Here is a 12915-nt window from a genome sequence, read left to right as displayed (position 1 = left end):
GGTTCAGCGCGTCGTCGCCCAGGCCGCCAGCGCGATCGCCGACGCGTCCTCCACGATCGCGCGGGGCCAGTCCCGTCCGTGGTCCACCGCGAGCCGTCGCCACGCGGCGCCGCCCCACGTCCCGGCGGCCGCGCCGGTCGCGCCGGCCGCCGCGGCCGCGGCGAGCCCGGCGACGGAGCCCTGCCCGCGGCGTCGGGCCAGCAGCACACCACCGACGGCGCCGCTGACCAACCGCCCGGCCGGCCCGGTCCCCTCCAGGCGGCTCGGCGTGCGCGGCAGTTTGTCGCCCACCAGCTCACCGACGACCGCGAGCCCCGCGGCAGCGCGACCCGCCGTGCGCCACCGGGCGGTCGCGCCGTCCGACCCGCCCGCACCGGGCGCGACGGCCGACGCCAGGACGGGGGCGGCCACGCCGAGGGTGGCGCGGGCACCCGCGGCAGCCCCGAGCGCGACGGCACGGACGAGCGTGGGGACGAGGGAGGGATCGCCGGGCATGCGCCTACCGTGCGCCGCGGCGCCGGTCCCGGCAACCGCGAGCTCCCCGCCGCATCGACCAGGCTGGAAGACTGGTGCCATGCACGCCACCCCGCGCACGCCGGCCCGGCCCGTCGAGGGCGTCCTGCTGACGCCGGGTGCTGGCGCGGGCCGCGACCACCGCACGCTCGTCGCGATCGAGCACGCGCTCGCCGCGCTGGCCGACCCCGTCCCGGTGCGACGCGTCGACTTCCCGTACCGGATCGCGGGCCGGCGCATGCCGGACCGACCACCCGTCGCCGTCGCGCACCTGCGCGAGCAGGCCGCCGCGTTCGCCGACGAGCTGGGCACCACGACGGACCACCTCGTGCTCGGTGGACGTTCCTACGGCGGGCGCATGTGCTCGATGGCCGTGGCCGAAGGGCTGTCCGCCGCAGGCCTCGCCCTGATCAGCTATCCCCTGCACCCGCCGGGCAGGCCGGAGCGGCTGCGCACCGAGCACCTGCCCGGCCTGGACGTCCCCGTCCTGTTCGTCTCCGGCCGCACCGACCCGTTCGCCACCCCCGAGGAGCTCGTCGAGCACACGGCGGCGATCCCCGGCCGCGTCACGCGGGTCGAGCTGCCCGGCGCGCACGACCTCAGGGGCCAGGACGCCGCGGTGTGCGGCGCGCTCGTGTCCTGGCTCGAGCACCTGCCCGACGCCGTCGGCTGAGCACGTCGCCCGAGCGCGTCCCGACCGGGCGACGAGCTGCCGACGGCCGCGCCCGAACTGCGTACGATGTGCGGCGACCGACCACCCGAACCGTCCCGGAGGTGAGCATGCGCGTCGCGACCTGTGCTGCGCCGATCGCGTGCTCGGTAGCGCTCGCCGCACTCGTCGCGGCGCCCGCCGCGGCGGCGGACCGGGACCGCGGCGGCGAGCTGGTCGTGTCCGCCGAGGGCGTGTCGTTCGACGCCGCGCGCCTCAGCGACGACGGCGGCTGGTTCGGCTACGCCGTCACGAGGCTCGACGGCTCGAGGCCCCGCTACCTCGGCGACACGTACTCCCGCCGGGACACGAGCGACGGCCATCTGTCGTTCGAGGCACCCGGACGGGCCTACGAGGAGGGCTACTGCATCGCCTGGGTGCACCTCACGGGCGTGGACGACCAGTTCGCGGCGTGGGCAGGGGACCGGCCCGCGTGCACGGGCACCGGCGCCGAGCCCGAGCCCGTCGCGACGGTCGAGCCCGAGCCGCCGGAGGTCGCTCCGTCCCCCGAGGGCACCGACAGCGCCGACCCCGACGACACGGTCGACGACCCCACGGGCGCGGGCAGTGCCGGCCGGACTCCCGCCGACGCCGCTGCGGACGGTAGCGCGTCCTCCGCTGCGGACCCCGCTCCGGCGGCGACGCCTGGCACCGCCGAGCCCACCGAGCCGGCCGAGTCAGCCGAGTCAGCCACGTCGAGCCCGGCCGAGACGGCGACGGCGACCGCGACGGACGAGCCGACGACACCCGAGCCCGCCACCGCCTCGACGACCGCTTCCGACGACCCGGTGGCCACCGGCGCGGAGCGCCTGCTGCGCTCCGACGAACGGGCGGCTCCCCCGCCCCCACCGGCGGGCACGTTCCCGACGCTCGCCGTCGTCGGTCTGAGCGGCCTCGCCGCGGCTGCGGCCGGCGCGATGCTGCTCCTGCGCCGCGCTCGCTGACGCACGAGCCCGGTGGACGATCGTTCCCAGCGGTTCCTGCTTTACCCCGTCGATTCCGCCGGTAGACGGTGGGTCCAGAGCCTCGCGGACCGGCATCGAGCCGCGAGACGCTCGCCCATGCCTTTGCTGCAAGTCACCCAGGCGCCGCCGAAGAGCTCGCGGAACAGCCCGCAGAGAGCATGGTCGTGCAGAGCACCATCGCCAACGCTCGACACGATCTCACTGCTTGATCCAGGAGCCGCATCGGTTGCTCTCGAAGTCCTGGCCCTCGCGGATCGTCACCGTGGGCATGCCGCCAGTCACGATGTCGTTCTGAATGATGTCGTCCTGGTTCGTGCCGGTGGTATAGATCGCCCAGTAGCAATCGATTGGTGACTCCTTGACCCGGTAGTTACCCGCTTCGATGTCCACCCCAACGGTCCAGACACCCTCAGTGATGGTGGTTGCTGCGACCTGGTCCTCGGTCTTCGTCACCGCGGCCTCACGTTCCGCGAGCCGCGCCTCCTGCTCCTCGAGGTCGGCCGCCTGCTTGGCCACGCCTGCCGCCTCGCCCTCGAGCGTGCTGATCTGGTCCCGCATGGTGCTGGACGCGGCCTCGAGCGTCTCGGCTTTGCTCTCGGCGCCAGCGAGCTCGCTCTCGGCCACATCGCGCTCCACACGGGCATCCGCCGCTGCTTCCTCCCACGACCTGGCGCTGTTGTAGTTCCAGATCCAGAGCGACGTTGCGATGATCGTCGTCACGAGGAGGAACAGGGCGAGGAGGGCGGCCACCGTGCCACCGCGGCCGCGCTTCTGGTTGAGCGAGGCCGGGGACTCGGCGACGCTGGAAGCGGGCGGCGGAGGCGGAACGGACGGGGTGGTCATGATCAACTTTCTCCTTCAGTGCAGGTGTACAACGAGGGTGCCGCACCGCAATGGCGAGGAGGTCGTCGATACCGGGTGAAACCGGAGATTCACCCCTCGGGCGCGACGAGTGGGTGGACAAGCATCGGGCTGCTCCTCTTACTCCCGCTGGGGTTCGCTGGGATCTGTGTCGTTCGCCTTGGTCGCCTCGCAGGGCGTACGCCTGCGCGGGAAGCGACGACTTGAGGTTGCAGCTCGGCATCTACCACTCGGGGACCTTGACCAGGACTCCGTCTACGACCGCGGCTCGGCACTCTTGCCGGCATCGGGTTCGGGAATCCGTTGAGTCGGACGCCGAGTCCGTGTACCTCTCGGCAGAGTGCGTCGATGGTGCTCGACGTGATCTCTGCCGTCGTGCTGGTCTCAGTCTTGTCGTGGGTGACCGTCAGCCTCCAGCGGTGTGGTCGCGCAGGTCCCGCTGGCGCTGAGCCGTGGGCAGGTGGCGGATGCTCCGTGAGCGAAACGGCGCATGGAAGTGGGCGCCGCCGCACACGTTCCGCAAGACGGTCGCGACAGTCGGCTATCGGGAGCTGCCGACCGGCGACGCTGCGGCCCGGCTCACACCCGATCACGACCCGGCACTACGTCGAGACCGCCGACCTAGTGCCGGATGTGAGAGCGACGTCCGGCAGCGCCTCTCGGATTGAGAGCGGTGGGTCTTCGGTGGGTCGATGTCCGGCAACGCAAGAGGCCCGGTCCGAGGACCGGGCCTGACCTGCACTGATGGAGCCGCCTATCAGAATCGAACTGATGACCTATTCATTACGAGTGAATCGCTCTACCGACTGAGCTAAGGCGGCGTGCTGCGGTACGAGCCGCTCTCGCGGTCCGGCGCAACGATCGCCAACTGTACCTGGCGATCGACCCAGAATCCAAAGCGGACCGGCGGGACCCGGACGCTCAGCAGGTGAGGCCGTCCTCGGGCACCGTACCCTCCACGAGGTAGGCGTCGACGGCGTCGCCGATGCACGCGTTCGACCGACCGTAGGCGGTGTGGCCCTCGCCCTCCCAGGTCACCAGGACGCCCGAGTCGAGCGTGTCGGCCAGCCCCTCGGACCACACGTACGGGGTCGCCGGGTCGTTGGTCGTGCCGATCACCACGATCGGCGCCGCGCCCGAGGCGTGCAGGTCGAAGTCCTGCGCCACCGCCGGGTAGGGCCAGCCCTCGCACACGAGCCCGCCGTAGGCGAAGAACGAGCCCATCGTCGGCGCCGTCTCCTCGAGCCGCTCGAGCTGGTCCTGCATGGCCCCGGGGTCGTCGTCCTGACGCCCGTCGAGGCAGTTGACGGCGCGGAACGCCTCGGCGGAGTTCGACGAGTACGTCCCGTCCGGGTTGCGGTCGTTGTAGTAGTCGGCGAGGTACAGCAGGCTGTTGCCCGTCCCCGCACCGATCGCCTCGGTGAGGGCCTCGGTGAGGACGGGCCAGCTCGCGTCGTTGTACAGCGGCAGGGCGATGCCGTAGAACGCGAGCGTCTGGGTGACGCGGCGGTCGGAGTCCGTGGGGAGCGGGTTCGCCTTCGCGCGGTCGAGCAGCGCGCGCACCTGCGCCATGCCCGCGTCGGTGCCACCGGAGAGCGGGCACTCGGCGCCGGCCTGGCAGTCCGCGACGTAGGCGCGCAGCGCGTTCTCGAAGCCGACGGCCTGCCCTTCGGAGATCTCGTCGGGGGTGAGCGAGGTGTCGATCGCACCGTCGAGCACGAGCCGGCCCACGCGGTCCGGGAAGAGACCCGCGTAGGTCGCTCCCAGCTGTGTCCCGTAGGAGTACCCGAGGTAGCTCAACGTCTCGTCGCCGAGAGCCGCGCGCAGCATGTCCATGTCCCGCGCCGCGCTCTGGGTGTCGACCTCGCCCAGCAGGTCACCCGTGTTCTCGTCGCACGCCCGAGCCCACTCCTCGCTCGCCGCGGCCCTCTCCTCGAGCCCCGCCGCGTCGGTCGCGAAGTCCCGCGACAGCGCCTCGTCCTTGCGCGTGTCGTCGAGGCAGACGACCGGGGTCGACTCACCCACGCCGCGCGGGTCGAACCCGACGAGGTCGTAGGCGTCCGCCACGGGCTCCCCGACGGTGGTGGCGAGGCCGCTCACGAAGTCGACGCCCGACGCGCCCGGTCCGCCGGGGTTGGTGAGCAGCGACCCGATCCGCTCCCCGGCCGCGGGCATCCGCTTGAGCGCGATCTCGACGTCTCCCGAACCGGGGTCGTCCCACGACACGGGGGCACGCGCCGTCGTGCACTCGAAGCCCCCGCCGCAGTCCTCCCACGCCAGGGACTGCGTGTAGTAGTCCTCGAACCCCTCGGGGGCGCCGCCCCCGGGCGTGCTCGTGCCCGATGGCGCGGAGCCGGCCTCGTCCGCGGGCGTCTGCAGCTTGGGCTGGGGGGAGCAGGACGCGACCAGGACGGCGAGGACGAGGGTCGACGCGCACGCGACGGCACGCCGGACGGTGGGTGAGCTCACCCGGACACGGTAGCGGTTCGGGCCGGCCCGGTCGGCCGTCGGACCGGAGGCCCTCGGGCCCTTCACGGCCTCTTCACCGCGAGACGCCGACGCGCCGTCGGCGCGGCCGCGACCGGCTCAGGGCAGCGACGGCGCGTCCACCCAGGTGGCCTCCCCGGTCGCGCCGGGGACCGCGGGTCCCACGGCGACGGTCCCCTCGCGCCCGAGCACGATCGTGACCCCGGTGCTCGCGTCGACCTCGTCCGGGACCGCGACGACGGACGTCGTCGGCACGTAGTCCATGGTGCAGGGGCCGTCGGGCAGGTCCTCGAACGTGACGACGACCTCGCCCTCGCGGACCGACGCGTCCGGCTCCGCGACGAGCGGGCACGTGCTCGACCCGGAGGTCACGACGTACAGCAGACCGGGCTCCGCCGACCATGCCGCACCCGTGCCGCCGTCGGCCGGCCCGTCGACCCCCGGCGGGAGGCCGCGGCCCCGCGCGCCCGCCTCGAGGGTCATGGTCGCCGCCTCGGGCATCGGGCCTGCTCCCTCGTCCGAGCCGTCGGACGTCGGCTCGGACGTCGGGTCCGCGGTCGTGGTCGAGCCCGAGGGCGTCTCGGCGCCGGGGTCGGTCGGGGACGCGCACGCCCCCAGAGCACACGCCACGCAGACCGCACAGACCAACCCCGCTCCTCGCCGAGGCAGGACCCGCCGCGCCTGCGCGCCGGATCGACCCGGCCGCCCGCGCCAGGTCGGCGTACCCGGACGTCGCTCCACGGGATCTCCTCGTCGTCGTCGGCTTCCTGCTCTCCATCTTCGGCGCACCGGGTCGGGTGCGCGACACGGGATCAATAGGACGAGACACCCAGATCGGCGCAGATGCCGTGTGACGAAGCGGACAAGGGCGGCGTGCCAGTGCGCGTCCCGTGCAGAGAACCGCTAGGTTCTGCGCTGTAGACCCTGATGCGCGGCGTCCCGCCGCGCACCCGAGCACGTCGAGAAAGGGCGGCCCCGCCGTGGACTTCTGGCAGTACTTCTGGCTCCTCGTCTGGAGCTTCTTCTTCATCGCGTACCTGATGGTCCTCTTCCAGATCATCGCCGACCTGTTCCGCGACACGGAGCTGTCGGGCTGGTGGAAGGCCGTGTGGATCATCTTCCTCATCTTCCTGCCGGTCCTGACCGCGCTGATCTACCTGATCGCGCGCGGGCGCGGGATGGCCCGCCGCCAGGCCGCGATGGTCGCCGCGGCGAAGCAGGACACCGACTCGTACATCCGGGACGTCGCGACGAAGAGCTCGCCGGCCGACCAGATCGCGAGCGCGAAGGCCCTGCTGGACGCCGGGACGATCTCGCAGCCGGAGTTCGACCAGCTCAAGGCGAAGGCGCTCGCCTGACGCCGAGGCACGACCAGGGCTCCTCGCGAGCCCACGACGGGCCGGGGCCGCCGCACGACGTGCGGGCGACCCCGGCCCGTCCCACGCTCGGAGCATGACCAGATTCGGCTACACCCTCATGACCGAGCAGTCCGGCCCCGCGTCGCTCGTCGAGTACGCGGTGGCCGCCGAGCGGGTCGGCTTCGACTTCGAGGTGTCGAGCGACCACTACTTCCCGTGGCTCGACACGCAGGGCCACTCCGGCTACGCGTGGTCCGTGCTGGGCGCGGTCGCGCACGCGACCGAGCGCGTCGACCTCATGACGTACGTGACCTGCCCGACCGTGCGCTACCACCCGGCCGTCGTCGCGCAGAAGGCCGCCACCCTCGGGGTGCTCTCCGACGGTCGCTTCACCCTCGGGCTCGGGGCCGGTGAGAATCTCAACGAGCACGTGGTCGGCGAACGGTGGCCCGCGGTGGACGAGCGGCACGCGATGCTCGCCGAGGCCGTCGACATCATCACCGAGCTGTTCACGGGCGAGCTCCTCACCTACGTGGGCGACCACTTCCACGTCGACTCCGCGCGGCTGTGGGACCTCCCGGACTCTCCTCCGCAGATCGGGGTGGCGGTGTCCGGCGAGCAGTCCGTCGGCCAGTTCGCGACCGTCGCCGACCACCTGATCGCGACCGAGCCGAAGGCCGAGCTCGTGGAGCAGTGGGGAGCGCTGCGCACCGACGCGTCGCTCGACCCGTCGCGCGCCATCGGTCAGATCCCGATCTGCTGGGACCCGGACCGCGACGCCGCGGTCCGTCGTGCGCACGATCAGTTCCGCTGGTTCGGGCTCGGCTGGCCCGTCAACGCCAACCTGCCGACGACGGAGTCGTTCCGCCGCGCGAGCGCGTTCGTCCGGCCCGAGGACGTCGCGGAGTCCATCCCGTGCGGACCGGACCTCGACGCGATCGTCGAGTCCGTCTCGGCCTACTGGGAGGCGGGGTTCACCGACGTCGCGCTCGTCCAGATCGGCGACGAGTCGCAGCAGCGGTTCCTCGACGAGGCGGCCGGCCCGCTGCTCGAGGCGCTGCGCGCGGCGGCGCCGTCGTCGTGACCGCGGGGTTGCGCCCGTCGGCCGGGCTCAGCCCTGCGGGCGCAGCGCGATCGCCATGGCCTCGACCGCGAGCAGCGGGGCCACGTTCCCACCCAGCCGCTCGCGCGCGACGCCGATCGCGTCCATGCGCCGCACCGTCTGCTCGGGCGTGGAGTCCTGCGCGAGCGACCGCACGGCGTCGGCCATCGCGATGTTGACGAGCTCGACCTCGGCGCCGAGCTGGACCACGAGCACGTCGCGGTAGAGCGAGAGCAGGTCGACCATCGAGCGGTCGAGCACGTCGCGCTGGTAGCGCGTCGCCCGGCGCTTCTGGTCCGACTCGAGCTCGCGCACCTGCGAGCGCAGGCGCGGGGGCAGCGTCTCGCCGTCGACGGCGCCGAGCGCGCGCAGCAGCTCCACCTTCTCCGCGGCGTCACGCTCGGTGGTCGCGGCCTTGGCCTCGGACTGCGCGACGTCCACCATGTCGCCCGCGGCGAGCACGGCGTCCCCGACGCCCCGGATCCGGCGCGCGAGCGCGAGCACCTCGCTGCGTCGGTCGCGTGCACCCGCGTCCCGGGCGAGTCGCCGCGCGAGGCCGATGTGGCTCTGCGCGGCCCGCGCACACTGCTCGGCCAGCACGGGCTCGACGCCGTCCCGCTCGGTGAGCAGGCGGGCCACGGCCTCGACGGGCGGCACCCGCAGCACCACACCGCGGCACCGGGAGCGGATCGTGACGAGCACGTCCTGAGGACTGGGTGCGCAGAGGATCCAGACCGTGTGCGGCGCGGGCTCCTCGATCGCCTTGAGCAGGACGTTCGTGGTGCGCTCGACCATGCGGTCGGCGTCCTCCACCACGATCACGCGGCGCCTGCCCTGCGACGGGGTGCGGCTCGCGACCGTCACCAGGTCCCGGACCTCCTCGATCTTGATCGTCACGAGCTCGGTCGCGACGAGCGTGACGTCGGGGTGCGTCCCGGCGAGCACGGTGCGGCACGCCTGGCAGCGCCCGCAGCCGCCCTCCTCGCACTGCAGGGCGGCGGCGAACGCGCGCGCGGCGTTGGACCGGCCCGAGCCGGGTGGTCCGGTGAGCAACCACGCGTGGGTCATCGCGGCGGGGTCGGTCACGGCGGCGCGGAGCGTCGCGACGGCCTGCTCCTGCCCGACGACGTCGTCCCAGACGCTCATGCGGGGTGCGCCTCGACGACGTCCGGCTCGTCGAGGCCGTCGTCGGGCTCCGACCGGACCGAGCCCTCCACCTCCCCGACGACCGGGGTCAGCGCGAGGCGCGCGACGACGTCGACCCGGATCTGCGCCTGGAGGTCGTCGATCGACGCCGTCGCGTCGAGGACGAGCCAGCGGTCCGGGTCGGCCGAGGCCCGGGCCAGGAACGCAGCACGCGTGCGGCGGTGGAAGTCGGCGCCCGCACGTTCCAGCCGGTCGTGCTCGCGGCGGATCCGCCGCGACGCCTCCGCCGGGTCGAGGTCGAGCAGGACCGTGACGTCGGGCATGAGGTCCTGGACGGCCCAGCGCGAGATCAGCTCGACCTCGTCGGCGCCGAGCTCTCGCCCGCCCGCCTGGTAGGCGACCGAGGAGTCGAGGTAGCGGTCCGTGACGACGACGGCACCACGGGCGAGCGCGGGCCGCACGAGGCTCTCGACGTGGTGCGCCCGGTCCGCCGCGTAGATGAGCGCCTCCGTCCGCGCGCCCATGTCCTGCCCGTGCAGGACCGCGGCGCGCAGCTCCTTGCCGAGGGCCGTGCCGCCCGGCTCGCGGGTGAGCACGACCTCCCGCCCCGTGAGCTCGCCGAGCCACTGCCCCAGGAGCCGCGCCTGGGTGGACTTGCCGACGCCGTCGCCGCCCTCGAACGAGATGAAGTACCCGGGTGCGCTCACGGCGACCACGATAGCGGCGACGTCGGACACGTGGCGGTCGGGCGGGCGACGGCCGCGAGGACGGGCCGGTGAGAGGCCGGCGAGAGGCTGGTGAGAGGCTGGTGAGAGGCCGGCGATAGGCTCGGTGGATGCCGGATCCCCTCCTCCTGCCCTCGCCCGGTGCGGCGTTCGCGGACCGCACGTTCGACGCCGTCCTGTTCGACATGGACGGCACGCTCATCGACTCCGTGCCGGCCGTGGAGCGGAGCTGGCGGCGCTGGGCGGCCGAGCACGGGATCACGGGACCCGAGGAGCTCGTGATCCCGCACGGCACGCCCGCTCGGACCGTCATCGCCGAGCTCCTGCCCCCCGACCGCGTCCTGCCCGCGTTCGACCGGCTCCACGAGCTCGAGCTGACCGACAACGCGGGCGTGACGATCCTGCCCGGGACCCTGGGGGTGCTCGCGGAGCTTCCGCTCGGGCGGTACGCGATCGTCACCTCGTGCACGCGTCCGCTCGCCGCGGCCCGCATGGCCGCGTCGGGGCTCGTGCCTCCTCCGGTGGTCGTCACGGCGGACGACGTCGCGCACGGCAAGCCCGACCCGGACCCGTTCCTGCTCGGCGCCGAGCTGCTCGGCGTCGACCCGACCCGATGCCTCGTCGTGGAGGACGCCCCGGCCGGGATCACCTCCGCCCGCGCCGCCGGCTGCGCGGTCCTGGCCGTCACGGGCACGCACACCGCGGACCAGCTCGCGGGCACCGACCCCGCGCCCGACGCCGTGGCGACCGGTCTCGCGGTCGTACGGTTCGTCACCGGGCCGGAGGGGATCCGCATCGTCGACGCCTGAACCGCGTGCAGGCGGGAGCGGGTCAGTAGACGCCGGCCCGCACGGCGGCCTGGACGACCTTGGACGCGGCGGCGTGCACCTGGGCGAGCTCGTCGAGCCCGAGCCCGGTCGCCGCGACGATCGCGGGCGGGATGCGCTCGGCGTCCCGGCGCCTCGCACGGCCCTCGTCGGTGAGCACGACCCGCACCTGTCGCGCGTCCTCGGCGGAGCGCTCGCGCGCGACGAAGCCGATCGTCTCGAGTCGCTTGAGCAGCGGGGACAGCGTCCCCGGATCGAGGTGCAGCCGGTGCGCGAGCGCGGTCACGGTCGTCGACACGCTCGCGGCGTCGTCCTCCCAGAGCGCGAGCAGGACGAGGTACTGGGGGTGGGTGATACCGAGCGGCGCGAGCAGCGGACGGTAGAGCGCGACCAGCCCCCGCGCGGACGCGGAGAGCGCGAAGCACACCTGAGCCTCGAGGCTGAGCGGGTCGACGGACCCGTGGTCCGGTGGGTTCTCGGTCACGTGGTCAGCCTAACCGCGAACGGGCTATGCTTGGGGTGCCAACCATTGGTGCACCAAGGAAGGTGAGGCATGACGAGACGCAGGTCGAGGAAGGCCGACGACCGGCCGCTGCGCACGCGGATCATCGTCCGGTTCCTCCCGATCCTCGGTCCGGCACAGATCAGCCGGCTCGACGCCGACGGCCGGGGTGTGTCCGAGCTCGAGCGCGAACGGGAGAGAGCCTTGCGCACGAGCTTCGAGCGGGTCACCGGGCCCGACGGGCGCAGCTACGTGGTCAGCCCCACGGAACCGTCCTCGGTCGGTCGCACTCCTCGGCAGCACGGGTAGAGCCGGGACGGACCGTCGAGGACACCGTCGTCGCTCACACCGCGTCCAGTCCGCGTCCGAGCGCCTCGTGGCCCCGCCGCAGCGCGAGCACGATCGCTCCGGCGACGAAGTAGTCGTGCTGGGGGTCCAGGTCACCGTCGGCCTGGACCCCCTGCCGCGAGCGCCGCACCGCGCGGCGCAGTCCCTCGGTCGCGTCGTCCAGCCGGCCTCGCGTCTCGTTCTCGCTCGGGGTGTCCGCCCCGCGCTCGTCCGACGAGGGCGACCACGGCGCCCGCAGCGCGTCCGCATAGGCCCGGAGCGCACGCGCGGCGTCGGGCCGCAGGTGCGGTCCCAGCGCGAGGTCGTCACGCCCGGCGTTCTCCCACTCCGCCACGAGACGGACGAGCGTGTCCGTCACGTCGGCCGACTCGTCGAGCGCTCTGCCACGACGGACCTGCGCCCGCGCCCACTCCCGGTAGCGGCGTGCTCGCGGGTTCGCGCGGGTCGCCTCCCGCGTGCGGGCGACCGCGACGCGGGCCTGCCCGAGCGTCGCGTCCACGGCCTGCCGACGCTCCTCCCACTCCTCGCGCGACGGCGGGGAGTTCTGCTCGAGCCCCTCGGCGAGGTCGTCGGCCTGGGCCGCCAGGGTGTCGCGCAGCCGGTCCATGGCGACCTCCGACGGCAGGAGCGGCAGGGGCGGGATGGCGAGGTTCACGAGGACCCCGACGAGCGCGCCCACGGCGACCAGGCCCGCGTACGCCCCGACGAACCCGAACTTGTCGGTGTTGCCGATGATGAGCACGAACAACGCCGACGTCACCGCCCAGAAGCCCATGTCTCCGAGCCGCGCCCAGCCCGAGACCAGGAGCGCGAGGCCCACCACGACCGCGATCGAGAGCGCGCCCGGGACGAGCACGAGGTCGACCAGGCGGGCGATCGCGGCCCCGAGCAGGATCGCGACGGTCGCCTGGACCGATTCGCGCACCGAGCGCACGAGCGTGCTCGTGGACGCCACCACGGCCCCGAGCGGCGCGTAGTACGGGTAGTCGGAGAACGGCTCGGGAGCGAGGAGCCCGACGTACCACGCCAGCGCCGCGGCGACGGCACCCTTCGCGGCGATCGACCACTGCGGGTGCAGCGCCCAGTGCCGGTAGCCCCCGGTCGCCGCGCGCCCGACGGGCCCCTGCCGCACGAGGCGGACGGCCTGGCCCAGGCGGGGGACGCTGCCGACCGGCTGCCCCCTCGCCCCGGTGTCCTCCGCCGCGCCCGGCCCGGCGTTCTCGTCCGGCGTCACGTCGTCCACGTGAATCTCCTATGTCAAGCGGCGGCGGGCATGGCTGCGTCGGGTGCCGCTGCCATGCCGTGGTTGAGGGTGTTGTAGACGGTGCGGGCGAGCTGGCGTCGTAGACAGCGGTAGGTCTCGGTGGACGTC

At 73.6% G+C, this 12915-nt stretch carries 14 protein-coding genes and 1 tRNA gene; 6 read left to right on the top strand and 9 right to left on the bottom strand.

The genetic code is table 11. The features are described 5' to 3' along the window. Positions 1–3: 3 nt before the first annotated feature. Positions 4–495, bottom strand: coding sequence for a hypothetical protein (locus IF651_RS09880; protein ID WP_191828952.1), 492 nt, complete (start codon positions 493–495; stop codon positions 4–6). Between the two features lie 79 nt (positions 496–574). On the opposite strand from IF651_RS09880, the gene IF651_RS09875 reads away from it, so the two are divergent. Then, positions 575–1186: an alpha/beta hydrolase family protein gene (locus IF651_RS09875; protein ID WP_191828951.1), complete on the top strand. Its 612-nt coding sequence runs from the start codon at positions 575–577 to the stop codon at positions 1184–1186. Between the two features lie 101 nt (positions 1187–1287). Further along, positions 1288–2166, top strand: coding sequence for a hypothetical protein (locus IF651_RS09870; protein WP_191828950.1), 879 nt, complete (start codon positions 1288–1290; stop codon positions 2164–2166). 219 nt (positions 2167–2385) lie between these two features. Here IF651_RS09870 and IF651_RS09865 read toward each other — a convergent pair whose 3' ends face one another. From IF651_RS09865 to IF651_RS09850, 4 genes are all read right to left on the bottom strand, one after another. After that, the gene (locus IF651_RS09865) at positions 2386–3030 is read right to left on the bottom strand and encodes a hypothetical protein (protein WP_191828949.1); all 645 of its coding nucleotides are present in this window, start codon (positions 3028–3030) and stop codon (positions 2386–2388) included. Between the two features lie 763 nt (positions 3031–3793). Continuing rightward, positions 3794–3869: transfer RNA gene (locus tag IF651_RS09860), tRNA-Thr, on the bottom strand. Positions 3870–3969: 100 nt separating this feature from the next. Continuing rightward, positions 3970–5517, bottom strand: coding sequence for an alpha/beta fold hydrolase (locus tag IF651_RS09855; RefSeq protein ID WP_191828948.1), 1548 nt, complete (start codon positions 5515–5517; stop codon positions 3970–3972). Between the two features lie 117 nt (positions 5518–5634). Beyond that, complete coding sequence (locus tag IF651_RS09850) at positions 5635–6018, bottom strand: hypothetical protein (RefSeq protein ID WP_191828947.1); 384 nt, start codon at positions 6016–6018, stop codon at positions 5635–5637. Positions 6019–6515: 497 nt separating this feature from the next. Here IF651_RS09850 and IF651_RS09845 point away from each other — a divergent pair, with 497 nt between their 5' ends. Both IF651_RS09845 and IF651_RS09840 read left to right on the top strand, forming a co-directional pair. Further along, entirely contained in the window at positions 6516–6893 is a 378-nt protein-coding gene (locus tag IF651_RS09845; protein ID WP_338403886.1) for a PLDc N-terminal domain-containing protein, read from the top strand. Between the two features lie 94 nt (positions 6894–6987). Next, a complete protein-coding gene (locus IF651_RS09840) occupies positions 6988–7977 on the top strand; it encodes an LLM class F420-dependent oxidoreductase (RefSeq protein ID WP_191828946.1) in 990 nt (329 codons plus the stop codon). A 27-nt stretch (positions 7978–8004) separates the two neighbouring features. On the opposite strand, the gene IF651_RS09835 is transcribed toward IF651_RS09840, so the two are convergent. Continuing rightward, positions 8005–9141, bottom strand: a complete 1137-nt coding sequence (locus tag IF651_RS09835; RefSeq protein ID WP_191828945.1) for a DNA polymerase III subunit delta' — start codon at positions 9139–9141, stop codon at positions 8005–8007. Beyond that, the gene (gene tmk / locus IF651_RS09830) at positions 9138–9848 is read right to left on the bottom strand and encodes a dTMP kinase (protein ID WP_191828944.1); all 711 of its coding nucleotides are present in this window, start codon (positions 9846–9848) and stop codon (positions 9138–9140) included. Before tmk ends, IF651_RS09835 begins: the two co-directional genes overlap by 4 nt. Before the next feature lie 128 nt (positions 9849–9976). Between tmk and IF651_RS09825 the strand changes: the two genes are divergently transcribed. Further along, positions 9977–10675 (top strand): HAD-IA family hydrolase, encoded by a 699-nt coding sequence (locus IF651_RS09825; RefSeq protein WP_191828943.1) that lies wholly within the window; start codon positions 9977–9979, stop codon positions 10673–10675. A gap of 22 nt (positions 10676–10697) precedes the next feature. Here the strand turns inward: IF651_RS09825 and IF651_RS09820 are convergent, their stop codons facing one another. Further along, positions 10698–11177 (bottom strand): MarR family transcriptional regulator, encoded by a 480-nt coding sequence (locus IF651_RS09820; RefSeq protein ID WP_191828942.1) that lies wholly within the window; start codon positions 11175–11177, stop codon positions 10698–10700. Between the two features lie 69 nt (positions 11178–11246). Here IF651_RS09820 and IF651_RS09815 point away from each other — a divergent pair, with 69 nt between their 5' ends. After that, on the top strand, positions 11247–11504 hold the full coding sequence (locus IF651_RS09815) for a hypothetical protein (RefSeq protein WP_241744324.1): 258 nt from the start codon (positions 11247–11249) through the stop codon (positions 11502–11504). 34 nt (positions 11505–11538) lie between these two features. On the opposite strand, the gene IF651_RS09810 is transcribed toward IF651_RS09815, so the two are convergent. Then, positions 11539–12786 (bottom strand): aromatic acid exporter family protein, encoded by a 1248-nt coding sequence (locus IF651_RS09810; protein ID WP_191828941.1) that lies wholly within the window; start codon positions 12784–12786, stop codon positions 11539–11541. Positions 12787–12915 lie beyond the last annotated feature (129 nt).

Origin of the sequence: Cellulosimicrobium arenosum (assembly GCF_014837295.1) — a bacterium.
In the GTDB taxonomy this organism is placed as follows: Bacteria; Actinomycetota; Actinomycetes; order Actinomycetales; family Cellulomonadaceae; genus Cellulosimicrobium; species Cellulosimicrobium arenosum.
The sequence above is the reverse complement of the archived record's forward strand: the minus strand, read 5'-3'. Positions and strand labels throughout refer to the sequence as shown.

Coding starts and splice junctions, on each gene's coding strand:
- IF651_RS09880 (WP_191828952.1), bottom strand. CDS start 495: ATGCCCGGCGATCCCTCCCTCGTCCCCACGCTCGTCCGTGCCGTCGCG.
- IF651_RS09875 (WP_191828951.1), top strand. CDS start 575: ATGCACGCCACCCCGCGCACGCCGGCCCGGCCCGTCGAGGGCGTCCTG.
- IF651_RS09865 (WP_191828949.1), bottom strand. CDS start 3,030: ATGACCACCCCGTCCGTTCCGCCTCCGCCGCCCGCTTCCAGCGTCGCC.
- IF651_RS09850 (WP_191828947.1), bottom strand. CDS start 6,018: ATGACCCTCGAGGCGGGCGCGCGGGGCCGCGGCCTCCCGCCGGGGGTC.
- IF651_RS09840 (WP_191828946.1), top strand. CDS start 6,988: ATGACCAGATTCGGCTACACCCTCATGACCGAGCAGTCCGGCCCCGCG.
- IF651_RS09835 (WP_191828945.1), bottom strand. CDS start 9,141: ATGAGCGTCTGGGACGACGTCGTCGGGCAGGAGCAGGCCGTCGCGACG.
- IF651_RS09825 (WP_191828943.1), top strand. CDS start 9,977: ATGCCGGATCCCCTCCTCCTGCCCTCGCCCGGTGCGGCGTTCGCGGAC.
- IF651_RS09815 (WP_241744324.1), top strand. CDS start 11,247: ATGACGAGACGCAGGTCGAGGAAGGCCGACGACCGGCCGCTGCGCACG.